The organism is Acidobacteriota bacterium, from assembly GCA_029861955.1.
Lineage (GTDB): Bacteria > Acidobacteriota > Polarisedimenticolia > Polarisedimenticolales > Polarisedimenticolaceae > JAOTYK01.
In genome coordinates this window covers 1-23,868 of the sequence record JAOTYK010000005.1, presented here as the reverse complement: position 1 = coordinate 23,868, position 23,868 = coordinate 1, and the positions used below count along the sequence as shown (strand labels likewise).

Sequence of the window (23,868 nt, the reverse complement as noted above, 5' to 3'; positions counted from 1 at the left end):
CCGAGGCATGACGCAGACGATCATCCTCGCAGGCGGCATCATGTTAGGCATCGGCGCCTTCTTCGGCACGTTGCTGGCCCTCGCCGATCGGTTCCTGAAAGTCTACGAAGATCCGCGAATCGACGCTCTCGAGGAGATGTTGCCCGGAACCAACTGTGGTGCCTGCGGCCAACCCGGCTGCCGGGGATTCGCGGTCTCCCTCGTGGCGGAGGAATCGGCTCCCGGTCAATGCACCGTCTCGTCTCCGGAAGGCATCGAGACCGTTGCGTCGTTTCTGGGCGTCGAGGCCGGATTCCAGGAGAAGGTCGTCGCACGGTTGCACTGCGCCGGCGGAACGTCCGCCGTCAAACAACTGGCGGACTACCACGGCATGAGCAGCTGTCGCGCCGCGTTCGTGGTCAACGGTGGCGGTAAGGCCTGCCCCTGGGGCTGCCTCGGTCTCGGTGATTGCGACCGGGCCTGCGACTTCGACGCGATCCATATGAACGACGAGTCGCTCCCCGTCGTCAGTGTCGAGAAGTGCACGGCGTGCAACGACTGTGTCGAGATCTGCCCGCTGGACCTGTTCGCACTCCACCCCGTGTCCGATAAGGCCATCGTGCAGTGCAGTTCGCCGCTGACCGGTGATGCAGCCAGGGCCATCTGCCGCGTCACCTGCGACGGCTGTGGCCTGTGTGCCGCCGATGCAGAGCCCGGAGCGATCGAGATGACGGGCGGGCTGCCGGTGATCAACAACCCCCAGGGTGCGCGCAAGGACTGCACGCTGCGTTGCCCGACGGAGGCGATCCGGTGGGTCGAGGGCGACCAGTTCGACTCGGAAACCGACCGTCATGCCTGAACGCGGCACATCGTGGCTGCAACGGCTGCGGGCACGGCTGGCAGGCGACAACGAGGAAGCGCCACAACGGCCCGGCCGTCGTGTCACGCGGTCCGGTCGCCAGGCCGTGATCGAGATGCAGGCCGCAATCGGTCAGGCCCTCTGTTGCACCGCAGAATGGTCTCCTACGCCCGCCGACCCGTCCCAGTCCGGTCTCTCCCTCTTCGACTCCGACATCTCGGCGATCTCGGCGGCGGCCGGTGTGGCGATGACCGGCTTGCGGGTCAGCGCCTGTGTCTCGACCGCGGGACTGATGAACGCCGGCGACGTGATCCGTGGGGCGGCCCTGCGCCGGGCACCCTTCGTGATTCATGCCGCCGCTGCGCGAGGGGGGCACGGGGGTCTGCGCGCGGTGACGGGGAGTGGCTGCCTGACGCTCGTCGCGCGGGACGCCCAACACGCGCTCGATCTGGGTCTGGTCGCACGGTTGATCGCCGAACAGGCGCTCGTCCCGGTCGTGATCGCGGTCGACGGTCCGGAGACACTGGACCCGACCGCAGACCTCTTGCTTCCTGACGAAGCGTTGCTGGTCGATCTTCTCGGGAGTCCGACCGATGAGATCGATTGTCCGACGGCCAGTCAGCGGATGTTGTTCGGCGAACAGCGTCGCCGGGTGCCGCGCTGGTTCGATCCGGACCGGCCGGTTGCGCTGGGTGTGGAACCGGGCGCGGGCGAATACGATGCCGCGGCCGCAGGTCGGCGGTTGTTCTTCACGGAGCACCTGCTGGAGATCGCGGAACCGGCGCTGGAACTCCTCGGACAGCTGACGGGGCGTCCGCTGGCAGCACTGACGCGCTTCCAACTCGACCGCCCGCGGCACATCATCGTGACTCAGGGTTCGGCCGTCGCTGCCGCCGAGCGCGTGGTCGCCCGCAAGCCCCGTGAGCGTGTCGGTGTGGTCGGTCTTGTCCGCACCCGTCCTTTCCCCGAGGCCGAACTGCGCGACGCGCTGGCCGGCGCGGAGACGGTTACCGTGCTGGAGCGTGTGGACGACTCGGAGACCGACCGTCCGCCGCTGCTAAGAGACGTTCGCCCCGCGATCGAAGCCGGTTCGTGCCGATTGTTGTCGGCCACGTTCGATCATCTCGATGATTCCCGAATGGAAGCCTTGCTGACGAATCTGCGCCGGGGCGATGCGGCCCGCGCGTCGGTTCGTCTTGGACTTGCCTCACCTCGGCGACATTCGGACTACCCACGACGGCAGGTGCTGCTGGACACGATCGCTCGGGACTATCCCGAACTCGACGCACGCACCCTCCCGGATCCCGACGCGGACCGGCAAGCAGCCGGCCCGGCCAACGCAAGCACGCAACTGCCCTCGGTCGTGCGACGTTTCGATCAGGTCGCAGCGACCTACGACAGCGTCCCTCGGTTTTGGGGCGAGTTCATCGAACCACGAGCCGGGGGAGGGGAGCGCTCGGTTCCCGATCCGTACCTGGCGGTCGGTGTGCTACCCGCCTGCACGGCGACGTTTAACGATCGTGCCGAGGAACGTGAGTCGGCCCCTAGCATCGACCCGGCCCGTTGTACCGCGTGCGGCAAGTGCTGGACCGCCTGCCCCGACTCTTCCCTCAACCCACTGGTGCTGGGCAGCGAGACCTTCCTCAACGAGGCTCACGACGCCACCGTCGGCGATCTGGCCGACGATCCCGTCGCGATGAAACTCAGGCGAGCCCACAAGCAACTGGCCTCGCGGATCGACGGACAGCTGGTCAAGCAGCCTGCATCCCGCCTGACGATCGCGGAGTTGGACGCCGGTTTCGATTGGCTGGCCGACAAGCTGGGATTTCAGGGTGCTGAGCGTGAGACGGCGCAACGGATCTTCGCAGGCACACGGGACTTCCTCGACGCACTGGGGTTGGGCGCGACCGAACTCCTGTTCCATGAAGCGCACCGCCGGCAGAAGGGGTCGGGCAGCCTACTCATGCTCTCGCTCGATCCCCGGAGCTGTCAGGGCTGCGGGGTCTGTGCGGAAGTCTGCACCGATGCGGCGATTGAGATCCTCCCACAGACCGAGGACACCGTCGCCGGGATGCGGAAGCGTCGAGAGGCCTGGGAGCGACTCCCCGACACCCCGGGAGCGACGATCCAGCGTCTGTCGACCGCACCCGAACCGGGAGAGCTGGCTGCCGTGCTGATGTCTCGCCACTGTTCGATGGCGGTGACGGGAGCCGACGGCGCCGAGCCCGGTTCCGGTGGACGACTGGCCACACGACAGATCGTCGCCGTCGTCGAGTACACGATGCAGCAGCGACTCCAGCAACACGCCACGGAACTCGACGAGCTCACCGGAAAGCTGCGCGAAGCGATCGCGTCTGCGCTGGAACGAAAACTACCCGACGACGATCAGGAACTGCTCGATCAACTCGACGAACTCGCGGGTCCGCTGAAGGTCGATCGGCCACGGATTCGCGAATTGGCGGAGGCCGCCCGGGCCATCGAGCGGGTTCGCTGGCGCCTGACCGAGGGGCGGCAGGGGTTGGGACGTTCGCGCTACGGCCTGGCGATCATGGGGCGCACGACGGCCGAGTGGGCTATCCCGTACCCGCACAACCCGTTCAGCGTACCGGTGATCGTGGACACGACGGGTGAGGGGCCGGAACTTGCCTTCGGTGTCGCCGAGGGAATGCTGGCCGAGATGACCGAGGACTTCCGCCAGGTACGGGACGCCCGGCGGGTCCTGCAGGATTCAGCGAGTGCACCTCAGGGGCTCGCGCGGTCCGAACTGACCGCCGAAGAACGCGCCCTCTGCCCGCCGCTGTTGATTCTTATCGATCCCGAGACGCTGGCCTCGGCCCACGTCGCCGGACTGGCCCGGCTCCTCAACAGCGATCTTCCGGTGAAGGTGATCCTGCTCGATGGCCGGGATCTGTTGGCCGGCGGCGCCGATCCTGCGCTCCTGGCGCTGGCCCATCGCCAGGCCTTCGTCCTGTCGTCGTCGATCGCTCACCCCGGACATCTGTTTCCCGGTCTTCGTGCGGCGTTGGCCTTCACGGGCACCGCACTGATCCACATCCACACCCCGACACCGCGCGCCCACGGATTCGAGCCGAATCAGATGATCGCCCGGGCCCGTCTGGCGGTGGAGTCACGGGTGCATCCGCTTCTGCGCTACGACCCTTCGCTTCCCGGAGTCTTCGGGCGCCGCCTGAGCCTCGACGGGAACCCGGAGAGTGTCTCCGACCCCGCCGCCTGGGCCGCCGGCGAGTCTCGTTACAGCGACACACCGAAGCAGACCCTGGACGAATTCGTCGCCCGGCGCCAGGATCACTGGGCCGTGTTGCAGGAATTGGCCGGCGTCGTGACGCCGTTCACGGAGACGATCCGCGAGGATCTGGAGCAGGAACTTCGTGGCGAGCAGGACGTCGCCATCGAATCGCTGACACGGGAACATCGGGCGAAGCTCGACGATCTCGAGGACACGCAACGCACACGGCAGGCGGAACAACTACGGGATCGTTTGCTCCAACTCGCGGGCTACCGGGACGACCCGCCGTCATGAGTGACCTCACCATCAGCCGTCGTGCGACGTTCAAGCACGGGATCCATCCGGACGAACTCAAGCAGGCCACCAACGCCCTCCCCATCGAGCGCATGCCGTTCGTCAAGGAGTACGTCCTTCCCTTGTCGATGCACATCGGCGCACCCTCACGACCGTTGGTCGAGGTGGGACAACGGGTCGAACGGGGCGAATGTATTGCCGCCGCCGAGGGCTACATCTCCACCGCGTCACACGCGCCGGTTACGGGAACCGTGAGCGCGATCGAACCCCGCCCCCATCCGTCCGGTGCGCGGCTTCCGGCCATCGTGATCCGAACCGATCTGTTCTCCAGCCAACGACTCGGCGAGCGGATTCATCCACTTCCCGGCGGCCTCTCGGCGGCAGAGTTGATCGGGCAGGTCCAGGCGGCAGGCCTCGTCGGACTCGGCGGCGCGGCCTTCCCGAGCCACGTCAAGCTGCAGGTCCCCGAGGGCAAGCGAGCGAAGTTCGTCATTCTCAACGGCTGCGAGTGCGAGCCCTACCTGACCTGCGATCACCGTCTGATGTTGGAGCGCGCCGAGGCAGTCCTGCATGGGCTGACGATCATCCGTGAAATGGTCGGTGCGGAACGCAGTTACATCGGCGTCGAGAACAACAAGCCCGACGCGATCGCGGCCTTGCGTCGGGCCGGCGCAGACGATCCCGGACTCACGATCGTGCCGCTCGAGGTCAAGTATCCCCAGGGTGCGGAGAAGATGCTCATCGACGCCATCTTCGCGCTCGAGATTCCCAGCGGCCGGCTCCCGCTCGATCTGGAGATGCTCGTCAACAACGTCGGCACCGCCGCGGCGTTGAGCGATCTGGTTCGCACGGGACTGCCCCTGATCGAACGTGTCGTCACGGTAAGCGGCACCGGTATCCGGCGACCGGCCAATGTGCTGGTGCCGATCGGAACCCCGCTCAAAGATCTCGTCGAGTACTGCGGGGGGCTGTTGCCGCGTGTAAGGCAGGTGATCCTCGGCGGTCCCATGATGGGACAGGCTCAGAAAAACCTCGACGTTCCCGTCGTCAAGGGGTCCTCCGGTGTGCTGGTGTTTACGCATGCCGTGCCGGTTATCGAGGAACAACCCTGTATTCGTTGCGGACGTTGTCTCGAGGCCTGTGCGATGTTCCTCAACCCGTCACGGCTGGCCCTGATGGTTCGCGCGGACGACGTCGAGGGATTGAAGCAGTACAACATGCCGGACTGCTTCGAGTGTGCCGCCTGCTCCTACACCTGTCCGTCGTCGATCCCGCTGGTTCAGCTGATGCGGGTGGGCAAGGCGATGGTGCGGCAGGACAAGTCATGACGATCCGTCTGGACATCGCCTCGGCGCCCTACATGCACCGCGGTCTCAACACCCGTCGACTGATGTTCGAAGTCCTCGGGTCGCTCGCCTTCGTCGTCGCGGCTGCGGTCTATTTCTTCGGTCTCTCCGCCCTGCTGGTGGTGCTGGCCTCGGTCCTGGGCGCCGTCGGGACCGAGTGGCTGCTGCGACCGCGTGGCACGGCTCACACGCTGGGTGACGGTAGCGCCGTGCTGACCGGTGTTCTGCTTGCGTTGACGCTGCCACCGGCTCTGCCGTTGTGGATGGCCGCGCTGGGCGGCGCCGTCGGTGTGGCGCTGGGCAAGACGATCTGGGGTGGACTCGGTCAGAATCTCTTCAACCCCGCGCTGGTCGGGCGGGCGTTCCTGCAGGCGGCGTTCCCGGTTCCCCTGACGACGTGGGTCGCACCGCAGCAGGGCTTCTTCTCACTCTCTTCCAGCACTCTGGCCTTCCCCGGTGGGCAGGCACCGGTCGACGTGACGACGATGGCCACCCCGCTGGGCCTGGCGAAGTTCGAGGGCACGCTGACCGCGCTTCGCCCCTTACTACTCGGGAGCACGGCAGGCTCCCTCGGTGAGACGGCGGCGTGGATCCTGGTTGCGTGCGGGCTGTACCTCGGCCTGCGTCGTGTCTTCGACTGGCGGCTGGTCATCTCTACGCTGCTGGCGGTCGTCGCGTTCAGCGGCGTGATGCACTGGATCGATCCACAACACAACCCGGGACCGCTGTTCATGATCTTCTCCGGTGGGTTCCTGTTCGCCGTCGTGTTCATGGTGACCGACCCCGTTACCTCGCCGATCACGGTCCGAGGTGCCTGGATCTTCGGCGCCGGCGTGGGAATCCTGGTGGTGCTGATCCGGCTCTATGGCGGACTCCCCGAGGGAGTGATGTACGCCATCCTGCTGATGAACGCGGCGACGCCGTTGATCAATCGATTCACGCAGCCGCGTCGGTTCGGGGGGTAGAGCGATGCCTAGACCGGCGGAGGCTTCCTCGTTGCGACTGGTGACGAGTCTCGCCCTCACCGGGCTGCTCTCCGGCCTGGTTCTGGTAGGGGTCTACCTGCTGACCGCCCCGCGGATCGAAAGGAATCGGGCCGAGGCGCTCAACGCGGCGATCTTCCGGGTGCTCCCCGGCACGACCGAGGTGACGGCCTACGTCGTCGAAGACGAAACCCCACGGCCGTTCGTCGCGATCGATGGCTCGTTGCCGCATGGTGAGGCCGTCTTCGTCGGTCGCGCCGACGACGGGCGCCTGATCGGATTCGCCATTCCCGCCAGCGGCGCGGGCTTTCAGGACACGATCGGCCTGATCTACGGCTACGACCCGCAGCGAAAGGTCATCATCGGCATGGAAGTGCTGGATAGCCGCGAGACACCCGGGCTGGGCGACAAGATCATCGTCGATGCCGACTTTCTTGCCAACTTCCAGGCCCTCGAGGTCTTGCCGGAGATCGTGGCCGTCAAGAAAGGCGCCAAGAGCGATCCCAACCAGGTCGATTGCATCACCGGAGCGACGATTTCGTCGGAGGCGGTGGTCCAGATCCTCAACGACAGTTCCCGGCGCTGGCTGCCGTTGCTCGAGACGATCCGCGGCATCGAAAGTGCACGTTCCAGGGAGGGCGGCGATGAGCCCCACGGCGGTGGATAGCTCCCCCTCGGCGGAGTTCCTCAAGGGCATCTGGCGCGAGAACCCGGTGTTCATCGCGGTGCTGGGGTTGTGCCCGGCGATGGCCGTCACCAATTCCCTGCTCAACGGACTGATCATGGGCCTCGCCACGACGTTCGTTCTGATCGGATCGAGCACCCTGGTTTCGCTGTTCCGCAACATCATCCCGCGTCAGGTCCGCATCTCGATCTACATCATCATCATCGCGACCTTCGTCACGACCGTTGACTTCACCCTGGCAGCGCTGATGCCCGACGCCCACAAGCAGCTCGGCGCGTTCATCTCGTTGATCGTCGTCAACTGTCTGATCCTGGGTCGGCAAGAGGCCTTCGCGTCGAAGCAACGGCTCTTGCCCGCAGTGGCCGACGCCGCAGGGATGTCGCTGGGCTTCACGCTGGCCCTGGCGCTGGTCGGTGGAATCCGCGAGATCCTGGGAGCCGGCTCGCTGTTCGGCTACTCGCTGTTCGGCAGTAACTTCGAGCCGTGGGTGATCATGATTCTGCCGCCCGGCGGGTTCCTGGTCATGGGCGTGCTGCTCTGGCTGCTGGCGGAGTTTCGGCAACGGGCCGGGAAGGCGGCGTGATGGGCGAACTGGTCTGGATCTTCATGTCGGCCTGCTTGATCAACAACTTCACGCTGGCTTATTTCCTCGGGCTCTGTCCATTCTTCGGCGTGACCGGTCGCCTGGTCACCGCGTTCCGCCTCGGACTGGCCAACATCTTCGTCATGCTGATCACCTCCCTGGCGGCATGGCTCCTCAATAACTTCGTGCTGCCCCACGCACCGTACCTGCGACTGATCACCTACATCGTCGTCATCGCCAGCACGGTGCAGTTCGTCGAGATGGCGATCAAGAAACTGAGCCCGGCGTTGTTTCGTGCCCTGGGGATCTTTCTCCCTTTGATCACGACCAACTGCGCGATCCTGGGACTGGCGTTGTTCTCCACGAATCGTGGTTACGGGTTGGTACAGGGGCTGGTCTACGCCCTCGGCGCCGGCGCAGGTCTCACACTGGCGCTGGTGTTGATGGCCGGCATCCGCGAGGACAACGAGTTGGCCGCGATCCCACGGACGATCAAGGGGGCCGCGATGAGCTTCTTCATCGCCGGCATTCTTTCCATGGCGTTCATGGGTTTCGCCGGCCTGTTTCACGGGTAGGACCATGAGCATCTGGACACATGTCGTCGCGGTGCTGGGTCTGGCGATGCTCTGCGGGCTGTGGGTCGTCCTGCAACGGATGAACGGACCCGCTGCAGAGGACGCCGGATCGTGCGGCGCCTGCGATTGCGACAAAAAACGAGACGCCCACGTGCTGGAGTAATCGCCGGTCGCGTCGGCGCCTAGTTCGCTTGCACCGCTTCTCGGCCGCGGGCGAAGGCTTGCTCGTTCACGGGGATCAGGGAACTCTTGTCCTTCAGGTTCCGCCGGATCGCCGTGAGCAGCGAGTCTTCGTCGAGGATGTTCGTGGCGGCCTGCAACGCACCCAGCGCCACGATGTTCTTCACGATCGGCTGCCCGAGTTCGTGTGCGATTTCGGTGCAGGGCACGGGGTGGACCGTCACACCGGACTTGAAGGCCGGCGTATCGGAGATGGCGCTGGAGTCGTAGATGACCACGCCGCCTTCCGCCACGGTCTCGCCGAACTTCACCAGACTCGGTGCATTGAACGCCAGCAAGATCTGCGGATGGGGTGCGCCCGGTGAGAGCACCTCGTCCCGCGCGACATGCACATCGGCAAACGAGGTGCCGCCGCGAGACTCCGGTCCGTAGCTGGGAATGTGGGTGGCGTCGAACCCCTCGTTGATGGCCGACTTGGCCAGGATCAGGGCTGCGGTCTGGGCGCCGTCGCCGCCGGCTCCGGCCAGCTTGACGGAAACGTCGTTGGGATCCAGGTGCTCGGGGAAGCCGTCGGTGAACTTCTCCGGCAGGTCAGCGGTCGCTCCCAACACATCCAGCATCTTGTCTGCGGTGAAGTCCGGCTTCTCGGGATGGAACCAGGACTCCGCCGCTTCGTCCTTGAATACCGCCAGGGGGTAGGTCTTCACGAACGTGTCTCGCACCCAGTTCTCGGCCTCGATCGGCGAGAGGCCCCAATGGGTCGGGCACTCGGAGAGGATCTCGACGAACGAGAAGCCACGACCCTCGATCTGGAGTTGGAGCGCCTTCTTGATCGCCTTCAGCGTGCGCTTGCGACTCTTCTGATCGAACAGCGCGGTGCGTTCGACGTAGACCGGTCCATCCAGCGCGGCGATCATCTCCGAGACCTTGAGCGGGAGTCCTTCCATGCGACTCCGCCCATACGGCGTGGTCGTGGACTTCTGCCCGGGGAGCGTGGTGGGCGCCATCTGCCCACCCGTCATTCCGTAGATCCCGTTGTTGATGAAGATCACACTGATCGGGATGCCGACCTGGGCCGCGTGCATGATCTCGGCCAGGCCGATCGAGGCCAGGTCGCCGTCTCCCTGGTAGCTGATGACGACCGACTCCGGATTGGCCAGCTTGTGCCCGATGGCCACCGCCGGTGCGCGCCCGTGGGCCGCCTGCGTATTGCCCACATCGAAGTAGTAGTAGAGAAAGACCGCGCAGCCCACCGGCGAGATCGCAATCGTCCGATCCTGGATCCCCAGCTCGACGATCGCGTTCGACAGAAACTTGTGGGCCAGCCCGTGGCCACAGCCCGGGCAGTAGTGTGTGGCAGCGCCCTTCAGTCCCTTGCCGTGGGCGTGGCGGTCAAAGTGTTCGAAGAATGCGCTCGTCGTGGTCATTGGCAGACCCCCATGACGTTCCGGACCGTCTCGACAACTTCGTGCCCCTCGGGCAGGATCCCACCCATGTGGCGGACGTGGTGAAATTCGATTCCGTGGGTGTCGTTGTGACTCAGTGCAAGTCGCAGCTCGTCCTCGAGTTGGCCGTCGCTGGCTTCGACCACGACGACCTGCTTCGCGTGTTCGAGTAACGGCGACAATGTGTCGATCGGAAACGGCCACAGCGTGATCGGCTGGAACAGTCCGACCGGGATTCCCTCACCGCGAAGCTGTTCCACGGCGGCCTTCGCCGTGCGGGCCGGTGTGTTGGCCGCCACGACCAGGATCGATGCGTCATCCGTTCGGAACAGGTTGGCGCGTTGCTCGTCCCGTTGCATATCGCGGTACTTCGCGCTGAGCATCTCGTTGTGTGCTTCCAACTCTGCCCAGTCCTGGAAGATCGACGCGATGAGGTTGTCACGATGGTCGGCGTCTCCCCAGACGGCCCAGTCGGGAAGGCCCGGTTCGATCATGTGATCCGGCAGATTGACCCGGCCGGTGATCTGTCCCAGGTAGCCGTCTGCCGCGATGATGACCGGGTTGCGGTACTTGAAGCTGAGGGCGAAGGCCTCGACCGTGTAGTCCAGCATCTCCTGCGGACTGGAGGGCGCCAGCACGATCGCGTGGGTGTTGCCGTGACCCAGGCCGCGACAGACTAGCTTGATATCCGATTGCTCCGGACCGATGAAGCCCAGTCCCGGACCGGGGCGCATCACGTTCAGGATCACGCCGGGAACCTGCGATCCAATCATGTAGGAGATGCCCTCGAGCATCAGGCTAAACCCCGGGGAACTGGTGAAGGTCATCGTCGGCAGACCGGCGCCGCCACAACCGTAGAGATGGTTGATCGTTGCCACCTCGCTGATGGCCTGGACGAACGTCCCCTCGAGTTGCGGCAGCAGCCTCGCCATCAACTCGGCCCCCTCCGTCGACGGAGTGATCGGATAGCCGTAGACGTGGCGGCAGCCGGCGAGAAGCGCGCCGACTGCGCAGGCGTAGTTACCCTTGAGGACCAGCGGTCCGACCTCGGGTAGTGGAACCCGGGTGGGTTCGATCGTCGTGGCATGACGACGCTCGGCCTTTCTTGGGCCGAAGAGATGCTCCGGGTCTTCCAGCTCGTACTGTTCCGTGCTGATCCCGAACGGTTCGGGGCACGCCGTGACACACAGGCCACAGTGATTGCACACGTCGTAGTCGATGGACACCGGAACGAAGCCGGAAGCTTGCTCGATGTCGGTGCCGAAGCTGATGGCGTCCTTGGGGCAGGACTCGATACAACGGCCACAACCCTTACAGAGCTGTGGAACCAGGGTGACATCGGGTCGTTTGGGTCTATTGGACATGGCTTACCACCCCTTTGTATTTATGGACATCGTAGCAAGAATTGCGAGGTGAAAAGTCGACCCGCAGGGTCGTAAGAGAGTGCTCAAAGTTGACTAAGCTGGGGGCTTACAAGGAGCACGGAAACATGACGGAATCCAAGGCCATTCCGGTAATCATCATGGGCGCGGCAGGCCGCGATTTTCACGACTTTAACGTGAGTCTTCGCGACGATCCACGTTACCGCGTCGTCGCGTTCACGGCGGCGCAGATACCGGACATCGATGGCCGGGTCTACCCCGCGGAGTTGGCCGGTCCCCGATATCCGCAGGGCGTGCCGATCGTCGCCGAGGAACAACTGACGGATCTGATCGCTCAGCACGGTGTGCGCGAGTGCGTGCTCTCGTTCTCCGACTTGTCCTACGCCGACGTGATGCATCGGGCGGCCACCGTGGGCGCTGCCGGGGCGGATTTCCGCATCCTCGGGCCGGACTCCACGATGCTCCGCTCTACGAAGCCGGTCGTGGCGGTCTGCGCCGTACGAACCGGCTGCGGGAAGAGTCAGGTCTCTCGCAGGATTTGTGAAATCCTCAAAGAACAATCCAGGCGTGTCGCCGTGGTGCGGCATCCCATGCCCTACGGCGATCTCGCCCGCCAGGCTTGCCAGCGATTCGAGACCTACGACGATCTGGCGGCCCACGAGTGCACGATCGAAGAGCGCGAAGAATACGAGCCACACATCGAGCGTGGAACGGTCGTCTTCGCCGGCGTCGACTACGAACGTATCTTGCGTGAAGCCGAGAAGGAGGCCGACGTCATCGTCTGGGACGGTGGCAACAACGATCTACCGTTCTATCGACCCGACGTGTTTATCGTCGTCGCGGATCCTCTTCGCCCGGGCCACGAGTTGAGTTACTTCCCTGGAGAAACCAACGCACGCATGGCCCAGGTTGTCCTGATCAACAAGGTCGGGATCGCGTCGGCAGAGGACGTCGCGACCGTCGAGGGCAACATTGGCGCGATCAATCCCGATGCGCTCATCCTGAAGGCCGAGTCTCCCGTGACGGTGGCCGATCCCGACGCCGTCCGCGGAAAACGCGTGCTGGTCGTCGAGGACGGTCCCACCTTGACCCACGGGGGGATGAGCTTCGGTGCCGGCCATGTCGCGGCCCGGCAATACGGGGCGACGATCGTCGATCCGCGTCCGTTTGCCGTCGGATCGATCCTGGATACGTACGCCAAGTATCCTCACCTGAGTGACGTGTTGCCGGCCATGGGTTACGGCGAACAGCAGATGGCGGAGCTCCAGCAGACGATCCGAGACGCCCCCGTGGACGCGGTGTTGATCGGGACGCCGATCGATCTGGGCCGACTCCTGGAGTTCGACCAACCGGCCGTGCGTGTGCGCTATGGGCTCGACCAGGCCAGCACCGAATCGCTGCGCTCGGTTCTGGGGTCGATCTGACCCACGCGGGTCCGTTGACGGCTACGGGGCTGTGCTAGCTTTAAATAAGGGAAACCCTTCGCGGTCCGGCCCGCTGGATAGCGCGCGATGATTCAAACGACGCTCAGGCGCAGGCTGTTGTGGCTGCTTCTGCAGTCATTGGTTCTCTCACTCGCGGTCGTCGTCATCCTGGCAGTTATCGCGAACAGCGCCCTGCATCGCGAGACCGAGCGACAGCGAATCGACACGGCGCGAATCATGGCCCTGGCCATCGACCGGGAGTTCTCCGACGCGGCACAGGGGCTGGCCCGGCTGGCCGACGAAATCGGCGAGCCCGGCCGCTCTTCCTCCGGTCGGCTTCGTCAGTACCGCTTCCATTCGCCGTTCCGGGCTGCCGTATCGCTGCTCGACAGCGCCGGCGGTGTACTCGTCTCGGATCCGCCGGACTATCCGCCGCCACCGGCCGAACTGATCTCTGCAGCCGGTGGCGTGACCGGGCTGTACGGAGCGGGGGATTCCCGAAGGCCGATCTCAATCGCCCTGGTGCATCCGATCCGCAAGGGATCCGACGTTCGTTACCTGATCGCCGAGATGGCCGTCCGGGATTCCGTGTTCAGTGAGCGGATGCGGGAGATGTCCGGTGGTGAAGAACGGCATGTGGCACTCGTTGATCGAACGGCCCGGATCCTCGCGGTCAGCCACGACGCCTACCTGCTGCAGCAATTGAGTCACGACGACGACATCGCCCGAGCGCTTGACGGTCAACGACCGACAGTCTGGAATGCGGTGCGGAGTCCCATGTGTCCTGACGAACCGAGGCCGGTACTGACCGCACTGGTACCGCTCGAGGGGCCTCCCTGGGGGCTGGTCCTTCAGGAACACCGGGTCACCGCGTACGCCGCCACCGACTGGCTCCAGCGTGGGGTGCTGGCGACGGGGCTGGCGTTGGTCCTGGGAGGCTTGCTGCTGGCAATCACGCTCTCGCGTTCGATCATCTCCCCACTCAACAAACTCTCCGCTCACGCGTCGCGAATGAGAGACCAGGACTTGTCGATACCGGTACCGATCTCCGGCGATCACGAGATACGTCTTCTCGGCGAAACACTGGAGGCGATGCGAAAACGGTTGCGCAACTCGCTCGAGCGACTCTCGGCGTTCAACGAATCCCTGGAGGCGGAAGTCAAGAGTCGAACTCGTCGACTTGCGGAGCGTGACGCTGAACGGCGAGTCCTCGTGCGGCGGTTGTTGAGTGCCGGGGAGGACGAGCGATGCCGTATCGCGCGGGAGTTGCATGATGAGACGGCGCAGATGTTGACCGCCGTGCAACTCACCCTCGACGAGGAGCCAGCTCCCAACCTCGACAAGGCACGCAACATGCTGGTGGAGACCCAGCGCGAGATTCATCGTGTTATCCACGATCTGCGGCCGTCGCTGCTGGACGACCTGGGCCTTCGCGCGGCCATCCGCTCCCACACGGAAACCTACCTGAAACCCGGCGGGATGGAAGTCAGTCTCGAGATCGAAGACCTGCCGTCACTCGATCCGGCGATCGAGATCTCGATCTTCCGCGTCTATCAGGAGCTGGCAACCAACATCCTCCGTCATGCCGGCGCCGAACACGTTTCCATCGAACTGTTCACCCGCGCCGAATCGTTGGTGCTGGCCGTCGAGGACGATGGGGTAGGCTTCAATGCCAAGGAGCGACGGGCCGGGGCCGGAATCACCGGAATGCGCGAGCGCGTAGGGCTCGTCGGTGGAACGATGGTCATAGATAGCGAGGTGGGCATGGGTACCCACGTCGTGGTGGAGGTCCCACTCCAGACATGATTCGAATCCTCATCGTTGATGATCACGATCTCGTTCGCGAGGGAGTTCGCGCACTGCTCGAACGTGATCCGTCCTTCGAGGTCGTGGGAGAGACCGGAGACGGTCACGAAGCCATCAAACTCGCCGGTCGATTAGAGCCAGACGTGGTGCTGATGGATATCAGCCTACCGGGCGGCATCGGAGGTCTGGAGGCTGCGGAGGCGGTCCTTGCGGAGTGCCCACGAACGCACGTCGTGATGCTGACCCAGTACGAGAACAAGGAATACGTTCGTCGTGCGATTCGGATCGGTGTCCACGGATACCTACTCAAGTCGAGCCTGTCGGGCCAACTTCGCGAGGCGATCCTCGCCGTCAGCCGAGGTCAGCGTTACCTGCACCCAACGGTTGCCGGCGAGCTGGCGGCGTTGTTGCAAAGCGGCGAGGGCCTCGAGTCCGAAGATGACTACGAACGACTGAGCAAACGCGAGAAGCAGGTGCTGACGCTGCTGGCCGACGGCAAGACGAGCCGCGAGATCGCGAAATATCTGAACATCAGTATCAAGACCGCCATGACCCATCGTGCCCACGTGATGGATAAGCTGAATCTGCACTCACGCGCCGCACTGATCAAATACGCGTTTCGCAAGAAGATCATTCCGCTGGAGGGCGAGTAGTTCCGGGTCTGAGCGTCGCCACGACACGCCCCAGGTCTTCGATAGCCAGGTCCGTGGCGATCTCGATCCGCAGATCCCCACGCATTGCGACGGCATGTAGGAAGTCCGGACCCTCCCACCAGACATCCCCACGGCCACCCGGCAGCGGACTCGCGCCCGGGGGGGATACGTCGTTCGGGGACGACGGCTCTTCGCGGATCATCATCTTCGACTCGCCGTCCCAGACGATTGAGATCCGTGCACGAGGTCGCCGTATCGCCGTCAGTTGCGGTGGCGCACCCAGTTTCTGTGGGACGTAAAACGGAAGCCAGGGTTCGAAGCCGGCGCGTTCCGTCGCCAGTTGCAGATCGGTTGTGTGAAGGGGGCGCGGATCACCCGGGGCATAGACCATCGGCGCGACCACGTGGACGGCGCGCATCGCCAGCAAGAGGCCGACCAGGATCAACAGAAAGCTGGTGAACGACTTCAGACTAACCACGGCAACGTCACCGACAGCAAGGAAATGGCCAGCAGCTCGACCGCCGGATTCAGGATCAGCGTGTCATACGGCCGGCGACCGAGGAGAAGATCAACCCGCTTACGCAACGCACCCAATGACCCATCTCGCGGGTCGGCGGTCTCGTAGACCGCCAGCAACGCAGTTGCGAGCGAACGATTGTCGTAACCAGCCACGGCGTCCGCGTCGCAGAGGATTTCGACCTCGACGCAGTACTCGCGAAAACACCACAATGCGAACGGGTTGAAGATCTGAATCGTTCGCAACGCGAACAGCAAATGCACGACCCACCAGCGCCCGTTGCGACGGTGGGCGTTTTCATGACGGAGGACGGCGTCGATCTGGTCAGACTGCAGGTGCTCGAGCGATCCACGGGAAAAGATCGCCCGGGGACTCCATGGCGGCCCATCGGTGGCGATCAGGATCTCGTCCGATGGCGTGACGACGACACGGCACGCGCTCCATCCCGGCAACACCCTCGCCCGACGCACGAGTTCGGCCGGAGCGTCTTCGGTCTCGAGGCGAGTGTGCCGGAGGGCGGGCAAGAACTCCTGCCACACGGTGGCAACCACGCTCAGCAAACCGATGGCCACCACGACATGATTCAGGTGGACACCCGCATAGAGCGGAAGTGACAGCACGCGTCCCCCATCGAACCAGGCCATCGATCCACGAAACTCGATTCCGGACCGACCGGGAACCAGCGCGGTCAACATCGGCAACACGAGTGCCGCGGCAAGCAGGTGGCGACGGGTCCGACCCGACGGAAGCCCCAACCATCGGGTCCACCCGTAGAAGACGACGCTACAGACAAAGGAGTGCAGGATGACTTGCCACATCCAGGCCAAGATGGCGTTCAGGACTAAGGTCGTGGTCACGGCTCTTTGAAGCGTTCGTCGTACTCGAGCCTGTGCTCGTGCTTTAGCCGCTTCTTCGAGATCTTGCCCGTAAAGATGCTGGTGTCCAGCGGGAAGACCTCGGGGTTGAGGATCGCACCGTACATGTGCCAGACAAGGATAATCAGGAACGCGAGCAACGCCTCGTTGCTGTGCATCACCTTGGCGGCGGGGATCAGATCGGCGGGCAAGAGTCGTGCGGTGACGATGGGAAACAGAAGGACGAATCCGGTGACCAGCATGATGGCGGACCCGAACAGCATGCCCCAGTATTCGAATTTCTGTCGAAAGTCGAAGCGACCGAACCGCGGCTGAGACTCTGCGCGACCCAGGTAATAGCGCATCGTTTGGATCGCGTCCTTGAAGTCATCGATACTGAAGAACATCGTCGGCTGGCCGCGACGCCTGGCCAGTGTCATCACCGCGCCTACGACATGAGCGACGACCAGCACGCCGAACACGATTCCGGCGGCCCTGTGCAACCAACGCACGAGGAAGACGCCACCCAGCATATCGACGACCCACCGACTCATCTCGACGTACGGCCACTTCTGCGGGAGGCCCGTCAGCAGCAGCAGACCGAACAACACGATGACCAGAGAGTGTTGAAGTCGCGTCCACTTCGAGAAGCGAACGACGAAGCCCGACTCGGTTTTTTCCGGCATGATCGTCGTTCTCCCTTCAGCGCCCGGTGGCCAGGCGGAAGAGATGCAGAAGCACCTGCAAAGCCAGCCCCACGATGATGAACGGGATAAAGATCCGATAGAACAGATCGACAAGGTAGACCAGCGGGGCGTGGGAGAGGGAAGGCCGATAGTGGGATAGCCAGGCGGCGGGGAAGTCGACGGACGCGTCCTCGTGGCACGATGCACAGGTCGCGGCCACTTTCTCCTTCATCTTCTCGTCGCCGACGATCGCCGGTGACGGCATGTCATGCGCACCGTGACAGTCGACACAGGTCACCACGACCTGACGGGGATCCCCCTCCTCCAACCGACTGAGGGAAGCCGTCACTCCGTGAAAATCACTGAGGTAGGTAGTGGCGACATCGGTGGGAATGCCGTAAGGCGCCATCAACTCGGCATCGCCGTGACAACCGACACAGATCTCCGGCGAGGCGACATGGAATCGCGCCGTGGTCGGATCCCGAATAGTGTGCGCCGTGTGGCAATCGGTGCAGGCCGGGACGTCCTGGTTGTCGTTTCGCACCAGAGCACTGCCGTGGACACTCGAAGCATAGGTCTCGTAGATCTCGGTATGGCAGGACGCGCAACTTCTCGAGATCATCGCCTGCTTGCGGTGTGGGTTGGCGATCTCGTGCGCGCCGTGACAGTCGGTGCAGACCGGTGCCATCTCCAACCCGTCACGGAGCAGTTCGTAGTGCACACTCTCCAACGTGCGTGTGTAGGTGTCGAAATGACAGGCCTTACACGTCTCGTAGGATTGCAGGGAATAGTCTCGGTTGTTGGCGAACGAGCGGCCCATCGGGTGGTCGTCGTCATACGCCTCGTGACAGTCCGTACAGATCAACTGCTCGGCGTGCACCGATTCGGCCCAGGTCTCTCCGTCGACGAACAGCGGGAGTTCCGAACCGTCCCCGAGTTCCAGCACCAGGTCCGGATCCTCGTGGCACATCAGGCAATCGCTGACACTTTCCGGGAGTTCGACGGCGATCGCGGTCCCCGCGGCAAGAGCCAGAACCGCGATCGTAATTCGAAGAGATGACGAGAGATGCATACCGGACCTCCGGGGGACCCGGTCCCGCCGTTCGGTCATTGGCATCATGCCGCATGCGTGTCGTCGTCCGCCATTTCCTTCTTGACCTCTTCGGACCATTGGTCGTGGTTCCGCGGATGCCGCCGACGGGCCTTACGCGACCGTTCGAAGAATGCGGCTAATGGACGCCAGCTGGGTCGCAGGACCCGGGCGAATGCGGTGCCGACTTCGGTGGTCCAGCGCGCCAGCTTCTGCACGACGAATCCGGCGAACATCGCGAGACTGATGAACGGTAGGAAGACGAGGTAGACCAGCCCGATCAGCGGTCCGGCCACCAGCAGGAGCAACAGCGGGACGCGATAGTAGCGATCGTCGGCGGCCCCCGGCAGCGTGCCCGGCTCGTCCATCGAGCGGAAACGAAGATGACGCAGGTTGAAGTAGATCCCTGGTTCTACGGTGGTGCGGGTGTCGAAATGTCTCATGGCGTGCCTCCTTGATCCTTACACTGACAATTTACGATTCGCGAGAGTCCGCCGGTATCGGTCGAATGACCGATATCCCGGGTTCGCGTGACCGATTTGTGGGATGAAACGCGCTCTGGCGCGGCCAGGAAGCTACGACTTTGCGGGGGCGACGGGATCGGCGAGGGTGTCATGGATCAGCGGAATCGCCACCTTGCACAGGATGGTGAACACCATGAACCCAATGGAGAAGATCCCTGCACCGACACGGATCTCGATCCAGGTCGGGATGTACTCGTAGATCTCCCCCAGCGTGTCCGGGGTCATTCCGGGGATCACCAGGGCCAGCCCCTTCTCGATGTAGACCCCGGTATAGATCAGCAGGCAACCCAGATTCAGGGTCACCATGTTCGAGCGGGTCTTCGGAACGAGGAAAAGAATGAACGCCACCACGCTGCAGATCAGCGACACCCAGGCGAACGGCACCAACGCGGTATGGCCGTGAAGGCCGCTGTAGAGATACTTGGTGTGCGCCAGATGAGCGGTGTCGGAATAGTATTCCTTGAAAATCTCCACGCCGAACAGGAACAGATTCAGGAACATGGCATACGCCATGAGCTCGGCGATCTTCGAGATCGCTTCCTTACGAATTCGGATGTGGGTCGTCTTCCTGAGGATCTGGAACAGGATCAGCATCACCGCCGGCCCGGAGCACAGCGCCGAGGCGATAAAGCGAGGAGCCAGAATCGACGCGTTCCAGAACGGACGGGCCGCCATCCCGTTGTACACGAAGGCGGTTACCGTATGGATCGAGATCGCCGCCGGGATGGACAGCAGCAAGAGCGGCACCACGAAGTTCTTGTTGTACGGCTTCTTGACGTACGCCTTGAAGAGAAAATGCCCGACGATCATCACGTTCAGGACCAGATAACCGTTCAGCACCAGCACGTCCCAGCCCAGGAGTGAGCTGGGGACATTCAGGGATCCGACGAACGGCAATAACTCAAGCACGCGGCCCGGCTGACCGATGTCCACCGTAACGAACAGCAGACACATGACGATGGCGCTGATCGCAAGCAGTTCACCGAAGATCGCGATCTCCCGGATCGGTTTCCAGTTGTAGACGTAGGCCGGAATCACCAGCAGCACGGCGGCCGCCGCCACACCGACGAGGAACGTAAAGTTCCCGATGTAGAACGCCCAGGAGACCTGGTCCCGCATGTTGGTGACGGCGAGTCCCTCGGTGAACTGCCGATAGTAGGCGAGGCCGCCGGACAGAATCAGAACCGCGAGCAGCGCCATCCAGAGGTAGTAGGTCCGGTTGCCCTTGAGGGTCAACTTGAAGGAACTGACGACGAACTCCCAGACCTGCTTGATCATGACCTTACGTCGCGTAGAAGTAGTAGAACTTCGGTTGGGTGTTCAGGTCTTCTTTCAAGACGAACACGCGTTTTTCCCGCATCAGGACCCGCATCTCGCTCTCCTCGTCCAGCAAGTTGCCGAACTTCCTGGCCCCGACCGGACAGATTTCGACACAGGCCGGGTACCTTCCCTTACGCACACGCTGGATGCAGAAAGTGCACTTCTCGACCACTCCCTTCGGCCTGGGACGGTTGCCGAGGTAGTGCATGTCGGGGTTGACCTCTTCCGCCGCCAACTCCGGCTCTGCCCAGTTGAAGTGTCTGGCACCGTAGGGACAGGCCGCCATACAACAACGGCAGCCGATACAGTGGTCGTAGTCTACGACCACGATCCCGTCGGGTTCCTGCCAGGTCGCTTCCACGGGGCAGACCTTGACGCATGGCGCGTTCTGGCACTGCTGGCAGGCCACCGGCATGTAGAAGGCGTCTTCCTCCGGAACCGTCTCCGGGTTGTAGTAAGGGTCCGACTCCTCCAGATGGATGCCCTTGCTCTTGTCCATCTTCAGTACCCGGATCCAGTGAACCTGAGGATCTCGAGACTGATTGTTCTCGTTGACGCAGCCGTAGACGCAACGACGACAGCCGACGCAGCGAGAGAGGTCAAGGCCGTATCCGTACAGCACGCCGGGCAGCGCCCCGGCGGTGGAGACGGTCACCTGTTTTCCATATTTCGCGGTGTAATCGTCTTCCATCTCACGAACGATTCGCTGCAGCCTATCGGGGGAGATCTCTTTGAAGTTCCTGTGCAGCAGGTCCTGGATGAACCCGGAGGAGGCACCGGTCACTCCGGCGGCGATGGCCGCCATGGCGGTGGTTCCCCCCGCCAGAAACGTCCGGCGGTCGATACCCGGTCTGTTGTCGTCGTCTTGCTTCATTTTTCCTGTGATCCTCCGGCCTCGGGCTCTTCCGATCCTGGTCTCGACGCCCGGGTCAGGTATTGCGGCCGGACGGGCGGCGGCATCGGTGCAATCGGTTGATACTCAGGATCGTGGGGATTGTGGCAGTGGGCGCACAGGAGGTATTCCTTGGCGCCATCCCAGTAGCCTCGGCGGCGACCGTGGATCCCTGCGCGCCAGTCACGGTAGATCGTCCCATGACACTGTCCGCATAGTTTGTAGGATTCTTCGAAGGGAACCGAGGTTCCGTCGACCAGGCGGAGGTAGTCACGGTCGTCCGTGTTGTGACAGTCGAGGCACCAACGCTCCGGCGGGCCATGGTTAAGAACGACCTCGTCGTGCATGTCGAGTTCGCGCCGCTCAGTGTTGATGTCCAGGTCCGCATGACAGTCGGAGCACGGGAAGATGTACTCATCGGAAAACGGCGGAGGGGGGACGGTGAATTCTCCGGTCCCCGCCCGACCGGCAGACGCCTCGACCTCGGGCTGCAGTTTCATTTCGAAATCGATTTCCGGAAAGTCCGCCGGTCCGTAGGCGATCCGGCCGTGAGCTTCGGGATCGATGGCGTCGTCCTCGCCACTGAGGAGCGTCATCACGGTGATCACCGACAGAGCTCCGAAGATCGTCAACATGACAACCAGGGCCGACCACCCCGGCAGCAGATCCTGTCCCAGCTCCTGTCTCGCTTCGTCCTCTTTCATGGGAACTCCCAGATGCGACGTAGGTTAGCCGAACTACGGCAGTTTTAGGGCAGGCGACGGGTAAGCGAATACCGAGACACGGCCCCGTTTCAGGGGATAGGTTTCGGGATTCACTTACTCTTGTCGCAACGCCTCGACGAATTCCACCAGCGCCGGGTAGGCGTTCAGCACCGGGGGGACCACGATCTTCACCGGTGGCGGCATTCGGAAGATGCGGTTGCGATGGGCCAGCAGCACGAGCAGGCGGTGACGCGTCTCGTCGGACAGGACGATGCCCGTCGCTTCCTGCGCCTTTCCCCGTGAACGGAAACAGGCGGCGGCCCGGTCCTCCCAGCCTCGATGAAGCTGTGGTCAGACACAGTTCAGCTCTCGATCGCTGAGCATGTCCAACGCGTGGGAGAACTGGAGCGTGGCGGGAACGTGGATGGCATCCCGCTCCACGTCGACTTCGAGCGGTGGCTCCTCCAGCAGGGTCTCGATCGTCGCCGGAAAGCGGCTGCGGATCGGCCGGAGCTTGTGGTGAACCAGGATCTCGGCAGCGCGGATCCCCAGGCCCAGGGCTTCGCTCAGGGAAGCCAAACTGTCAGGTGCACGGGTATAGGCCTTCCGCGCGCCGGCCCACAGCCTCCGGGATTCCTCGATCGAACCGAGGGTGATGTCTTCGGATAGCGTGCTCATGGCTGCGCCTCCCCGGGAAGGACCTACCGGTTAGCGTGCTCACCGGCATCGGACATCGCACTGGGGGGTTTCCGAATGCCGGTCCGGCCGGCGCTGCACGAACCGACGCTCGCGGTGAAGCGGGCGATGAAGCACAATGGGGCGGAGGAGGGACGCTCATGAAATCGGTATTGTCAGTATTCATTCTTGCCCTGGTCGCCATGCCGTTCGCGGCGGCCGAGGAGCACGCGTACGTTGGCACCAAGAACTGCAAGAAGTGCCACATCAAGGAATGGAAATCCTGGTCCTTGACGCAGATGGCCAAGGCCCACGACTCGCTGCTTCCGGGAGTGGCCGTGGATGCCAAGAAGTCGGCCGGGCTCGACCCCGACGTCGACTACTCGAAGGACGAGAATTGCGTCAAATGCCACGTGACCGGTTTCGGCAAGCCCGGAGGGTTCGTGGACATGGAGTCCACGCCGGATCTTGCGGGAGTCGGCTGCGAGAGCTGTCACGGGCCGGGCGGTACTTACGTCCAGGACCAGCACATGAGCTTGAAGAACAAGGAATACAAGAAGTCGGAGTTGGTGGCGGTGGGTCTTGTCGACAAAGTTAGCGCCGCGCAATGCGTGGATTGTCACAACTCGGAGAGCCCGTTCGTGGCAGAGGGCTACAAGTTCGACTTCGAGGCCATGCAGGGCAAGGGTACCCACGAGAGCTTCCCGCTCAAGTACCCTCACTGAGCGGTTACGAAGTCGCGGGAACAGCCCGTCGAAGATAGACTCTGTTCCATGCAAGAACTCGAGCGGCTGATCAAGTCCTGGGATGGCCTGGCCGTCCTGACGAAGTTCGACAAACCCACCGGGACGTGGATCTTCATCTGTATCCATGACGACACCCTCGGGATGTCAACCGGTGGAACTCGGATCGTGACCTATCCCAACCCGGCCGACGGCCTGCGCGACGCGATGCGTCTTAGCGAGGGCATGACCCACAAGTGGGCGGCGGTGGATATGGGTTTCGGTGGCGCGAAGGCGGTGCTCGCGATGCCCCACCCGCTGACCGGCGAAGAGCGCCGCGGGCTTCTCGAGCGGTACGCAGGGATGATCAATCTCCTCGGAGGCAAATTCCTGACCGGAGAGGACATGGGAATCACTCCGGAAGATATGGATTACCTTGCCCG

Annotated in this window: 24 protein-coding genes; 13 read left to right on the top strand and 11 right to left on the bottom strand. The window is 63.4% G+C overall.

The window, feature by feature from the left end; genetic code table 11:
• Nucleotides 1–7 precede the first annotated feature (7 nt).
• From OES25_03375 to OES25_03340, 8 genes are read left to right on the top strand one after another with little or no spacing between them, the layout of a single operon-like run.
• On the top strand, nucleotides 8–838 hold the full coding sequence (locus OES25_03375) for an RnfABCDGE type electron transport complex subunit B (protein ID MDH3626679.1): 831 nt from the start codon (nucleotides 8–10) through the stop codon (nucleotides 836–838).
• Nucleotides 831–4,379 (top strand): 4Fe-4S binding protein, encoded by a 3,549-nt coding sequence (locus OES25_03370; protein ID MDH3626678.1) that lies wholly within the window; start codon nucleotides 831–833, stop codon nucleotides 4,377–4,379. The genes OES25_03375 and OES25_03370 overlap by 8 nt, the downstream gene beginning before the upstream one ends.
• Nucleotides 4,376–5,707, top strand: a complete 1,332-nt coding sequence (rsxC, locus tag OES25_03365) for an electron transport complex subunit RsxC (protein ID MDH3626677.1) — start codon at nucleotides 4,376–4,378, stop codon at nucleotides 5,705–5,707. The genes OES25_03370 and rsxC overlap by 4 nt, the downstream gene beginning before the upstream one ends.
• Entirely contained in the window at nucleotides 5,704–6,690 is a 987-nt protein-coding gene (locus OES25_03360) for an RnfABCDGE type electron transport complex subunit D (protein ID MDH3626676.1), read from the top strand. Before rsxC ends, OES25_03360 begins: the two co-directional genes overlap by 4 nt.
• Before the next feature lie 4 nt (nucleotides 6,691–6,694).
• Nucleotides 6,695–7,375 carry an FMN-binding protein gene (locus tag OES25_03355; GenBank protein MDH3626675.1) on the top strand — a complete coding sequence of 227 codons (681 nt, stop codon included), beginning with the start codon at nucleotides 6,695–6,697 and terminating at the stop codon, nucleotides 7,373–7,375.
• Nucleotides 7,353–7,976: an electron transport complex subunit RsxE gene (rsxE, locus tag OES25_03350; GenBank protein MDH3626674.1), complete on the top strand. Its 624-nt coding sequence runs from the start codon at nucleotides 7,353–7,355 to the stop codon at nucleotides 7,974–7,976. The genes OES25_03355 and rsxE overlap by 23 nt, the downstream gene beginning before the upstream one ends.
• Entirely contained in the window at nucleotides 7,976–8,551 is a 576-nt protein-coding gene (locus OES25_03345) for an electron transport complex subunit RsxA (GenBank protein MDH3626673.1), read from the top strand. Before rsxE ends, OES25_03345 begins: the two co-directional genes overlap by 1 nt.
• A gap of 4 nt (nucleotides 8,552–8,555) precedes the next feature.
• Nucleotides 8,556–8,714, top strand: coding sequence for a hypothetical protein (locus tag OES25_03340; GenBank protein ID MDH3626672.1), 159 nt, complete (start codon nucleotides 8,556–8,558; stop codon nucleotides 8,712–8,714).
• A gap of 19 nt (nucleotides 8,715–8,733) precedes the next feature.
• On the opposite strand, the gene OES25_03335 is transcribed toward OES25_03340, so the two are convergent.
• Both OES25_03335 and OES25_03330 read right to left on the bottom strand, forming a co-directional pair.
• Nucleotides 8,734–10,158, bottom strand: coding sequence for a 2-oxoacid:acceptor oxidoreductase family protein (locus tag OES25_03335; protein MDH3626671.1), 1,425 nt, complete (start codon nucleotides 10,156–10,158; stop codon nucleotides 8,734–8,736).
• Nucleotides 10,155–11,540, bottom strand: coding sequence for a 4Fe-4S binding protein (locus tag OES25_03330; protein ID MDH3626670.1), 1,386 nt, complete (start codon nucleotides 11,538–11,540; stop codon nucleotides 10,155–10,157). The genes OES25_03335 and OES25_03330 overlap by 4 nt, the downstream gene beginning before the upstream one ends.
• 125 nt (nucleotides 11,541–11,665) lie before the next feature.
• Here OES25_03330 and OES25_03325 point away from each other — a divergent pair, with 125 nt between their 5' ends.
• From OES25_03325 to OES25_03315, 3 genes are all read left to right on the top strand, one after another.
• The gene (locus tag OES25_03325) at nucleotides 11,666–12,982 is read left to right on the top strand and encodes a cyclic 2,3-diphosphoglycerate synthase (GenBank protein ID MDH3626669.1); all 1,317 of its coding nucleotides are present in this window, start codon (nucleotides 11,666–11,668) and stop codon (nucleotides 12,980–12,982) included.
• A gap of 87 nt (nucleotides 12,983–13,069) precedes the next feature.
• Nucleotides 13,070–14,788, top strand: coding sequence for a HAMP domain-containing protein (locus OES25_03320; GenBank protein MDH3626668.1), 1,719 nt, complete (start codon nucleotides 13,070–13,072; stop codon nucleotides 14,786–14,788).
• A complete protein-coding gene (locus OES25_03315) occupies nucleotides 14,785–15,441 on the top strand; it encodes a response regulator transcription factor (protein ID MDH3626667.1) in 657 nt (218 codons plus the stop codon). Before OES25_03320 ends, OES25_03315 begins: the two co-directional genes overlap by 4 nt.
• Here the strand turns inward: OES25_03315 and OES25_03310 are convergent.
• From OES25_03310 to OES25_03270, 9 genes are all read right to left on the bottom strand, one after another.
• Nucleotides 15,419–15,919, bottom strand: coding sequence for a hypothetical protein (locus tag OES25_03310; GenBank protein MDH3626666.1), 501 nt, complete (start codon nucleotides 15,917–15,919; stop codon nucleotides 15,419–15,421). The genes OES25_03315 and OES25_03310 overlap by 23 nt on opposite strands.
• Nucleotides 15,907–16,776 carry a hypothetical protein gene (locus OES25_03305; protein ID MDH3626665.1) on the bottom strand — a complete coding sequence of 290 codons (870 nt, stop codon included), beginning with the start codon at nucleotides 16,774–16,776 and terminating at the stop codon, nucleotides 15,907–15,909. Before OES25_03305 ends, OES25_03310 begins: the two co-directional genes overlap by 13 nt.
• A gap of 35 nt (nucleotides 16,777–16,811) precedes the next feature.
• Complete coding sequence (locus OES25_03300) at nucleotides 16,812–17,498, bottom strand: cytochrome b/b6 domain-containing protein (GenBank protein ID MDH3626664.1); 687 nt, start codon at nucleotides 17,496–17,498, stop codon at nucleotides 16,812–16,814.
• 16 nt (nucleotides 17,499–17,514) lie between these two features.
• Nucleotides 17,515–18,570, bottom strand: coding sequence for a cytochrome c3 family protein (locus tag OES25_03295; GenBank protein ID MDH3626663.1), 1,056 nt, complete (start codon nucleotides 18,568–18,570; stop codon nucleotides 17,515–17,517).
• Between the two features lie 44 nt (nucleotides 18,571–18,614).
• On the bottom strand, nucleotides 18,615–19,031 hold the full coding sequence (locus tag OES25_03290) for a hypothetical protein (GenBank protein ID MDH3626662.1): 417 nt from the start codon (nucleotides 19,029–19,031) through the stop codon (nucleotides 18,615–18,617).
• 132 nt (nucleotides 19,032–19,163) lie between these two features.
• Nucleotides 19,164–20,390, bottom strand: a complete 1,227-nt coding sequence (gene nrfD / locus OES25_03285) for a polysulfide reductase NrfD (GenBank protein ID MDH3626661.1) — start codon at nucleotides 20,388–20,390, stop codon at nucleotides 19,164–19,166.
• Nucleotides 20,391–20,394: 4 nt separating this feature from the next.
• Nucleotides 20,395–21,306 (bottom strand): 4Fe-4S dicluster domain-containing protein, encoded by a 912-nt coding sequence (locus tag OES25_03280; GenBank protein ID MDH3626660.1) that lies wholly within the window; start codon nucleotides 21,304–21,306, stop codon nucleotides 20,395–20,397.
• Nucleotides 21,303–22,028, bottom strand: coding sequence for a hypothetical protein (locus OES25_03275; GenBank protein MDH3626659.1), 726 nt, complete (start codon nucleotides 22,026–22,028; stop codon nucleotides 21,303–21,305). Before OES25_03275 ends, OES25_03280 begins: the two co-directional genes overlap by 4 nt.
• 351 nt (nucleotides 22,029–22,379) lie before the next feature.
• Nucleotides 22,380–22,706 carry a hypothetical protein gene (locus OES25_03270; protein MDH3626658.1) on the bottom strand — a complete coding sequence of 109 codons (327 nt, stop codon included), beginning with the start codon at nucleotides 22,704–22,706 and terminating at the stop codon, nucleotides 22,380–22,382.
• Between the two features lie 158 nt (nucleotides 22,707–22,864).
• Between OES25_03270 and OES25_03265 the strand changes: the two genes are divergently transcribed.
• Nucleotides 22,865–23,428 carry a cytochrome c family protein gene (locus tag OES25_03265; GenBank protein MDH3626657.1) on the top strand — a complete coding sequence of 188 codons (564 nt, stop codon included), beginning with the start codon at nucleotides 22,865–22,867 and terminating at the stop codon, nucleotides 23,426–23,428.
• Between the two features lie 48 nt (nucleotides 23,429–23,476).
• The coding region (locus tag OES25_03260) for a phenylalanine dehydrogenase (protein MDH3626656.1) at nucleotides 23,477–23,868 on the top strand (392 nt) is incomplete at its 3' end.

Coding starts and splice junctions, on each gene's coding strand:
- nrfD (MDH3626661.1), bottom strand. CDS start 20,390: ATGATCAAGCAGGTCTGGGAGTTCGTCGTCAGTTCCTTCAAGTTGACC.
- OES25_03355 (MDH3626675.1), top strand. CDS start 6,695: ATGCCTAGACCGGCGGAGGCTTCCTCGTTGCGACTGGTGACGAGTCTC.
- OES25_03375 (MDH3626679.1), top strand. CDS start 8: ATGACGCAGACGATCATCCTCGCAGGCGGCATCATGTTAGGCATCGGC.
- OES25_03335 (MDH3626671.1), bottom strand. CDS start 10,158: ATGACCACGACGAGCGCATTCTTCGAACACTTTGACCGCCACGCCCAC.
- OES25_03315 (MDH3626667.1), top strand. CDS start 14,785: ATGATTCGAATCCTCATCGTTGATGATCACGATCTCGTTCGCGAGGGA.
- OES25_03300 (MDH3626664.1), bottom strand. CDS start 17,498: ATGCCGGAAAAAACCGAGTCGGGCTTCGTCGTTCGCTTCTCGAAGTGG.
- OES25_03330 (MDH3626670.1), bottom strand. CDS start 11,540: ATGTCCAATAGACCCAAACGACCCGATGTCACCCTGGTTCCACAGCTC.
- OES25_03305 (MDH3626665.1), bottom strand. CDS start 16,776: ATGTGGCAAGTCATCCTGCACTCCTTTGTCTGTAGCGTCGTCTTCTAC.
- OES25_03295 (MDH3626663.1), bottom strand. CDS start 18,570: ATGCATCTCTCGTCATCTCTTCGAATTACGATCGCGGTTCTGGCTCTT.
- OES25_03270 (MDH3626658.1), bottom strand. CDS start 22,706: ATGAGCACGCTATCCGAAGACATCACCCTCGGTTCGATCGAGGAATCC.
- OES25_03265 (MDH3626657.1), top strand. CDS start 22,865: ATGAAATCGGTATTGTCAGTATTCATTCTTGCCCTGGTCGCCATGCCG.
- OES25_03340 (MDH3626672.1), top strand. CDS start 8,556: ATGAGCATCTGGACACATGTCGTCGCGGTGCTGGGTCTGGCGATGCTC.
- OES25_03290 (MDH3626662.1), bottom strand. CDS start 19,031: ATGAGACATTTCGACACCCGCACCACCGTAGAACCAGGGATCTACTTC.
- OES25_03325 (MDH3626669.1), top strand. CDS start 11,666: ATGACGGAATCCAAGGCCATTCCGGTAATCATCATGGGCGCGGCAGGC.
- OES25_03280 (MDH3626660.1), bottom strand. CDS start 21,306: ATGAAGCAAGACGACGACAACAGACCGGGTATCGACCGCCGGACGTTT.
- rsxC (MDH3626677.1), top strand. CDS start 4,376: ATGAGTGACCTCACCATCAGCCGTCGTGCGACGTTCAAGCACGGGATC.
- OES25_03345 (MDH3626673.1), top strand. CDS start 7,976: ATGGGCGAACTGGTCTGGATCTTCATGTCGGCCTGCTTGATCAACAAC.
- OES25_03275 (MDH3626659.1), bottom strand. CDS start 22,028: ATGAAAGAGGACGAAGCGAGACAGGAGCTGGGACAGGATCTGCTGCCG.
- OES25_03370 (MDH3626678.1), top strand. CDS start 831: ATGCCTGAACGCGGCACATCGTGGCTGCAACGGCTGCGGGCACGGCTG.
- OES25_03360 (MDH3626676.1), top strand. CDS start 5,704: ATGACGATCCGTCTGGACATCGCCTCGGCGCCCTACATGCACCGCGGT.
- OES25_03320 (MDH3626668.1), top strand. CDS start 13,070: ATGATTCAAACGACGCTCAGGCGCAGGCTGTTGTGGCTGCTTCTGCAG.
- rsxE (MDH3626674.1), top strand. CDS start 7,353: ATGAGCCCCACGGCGGTGGATAGCTCCCCCTCGGCGGAGTTCCTCAAG.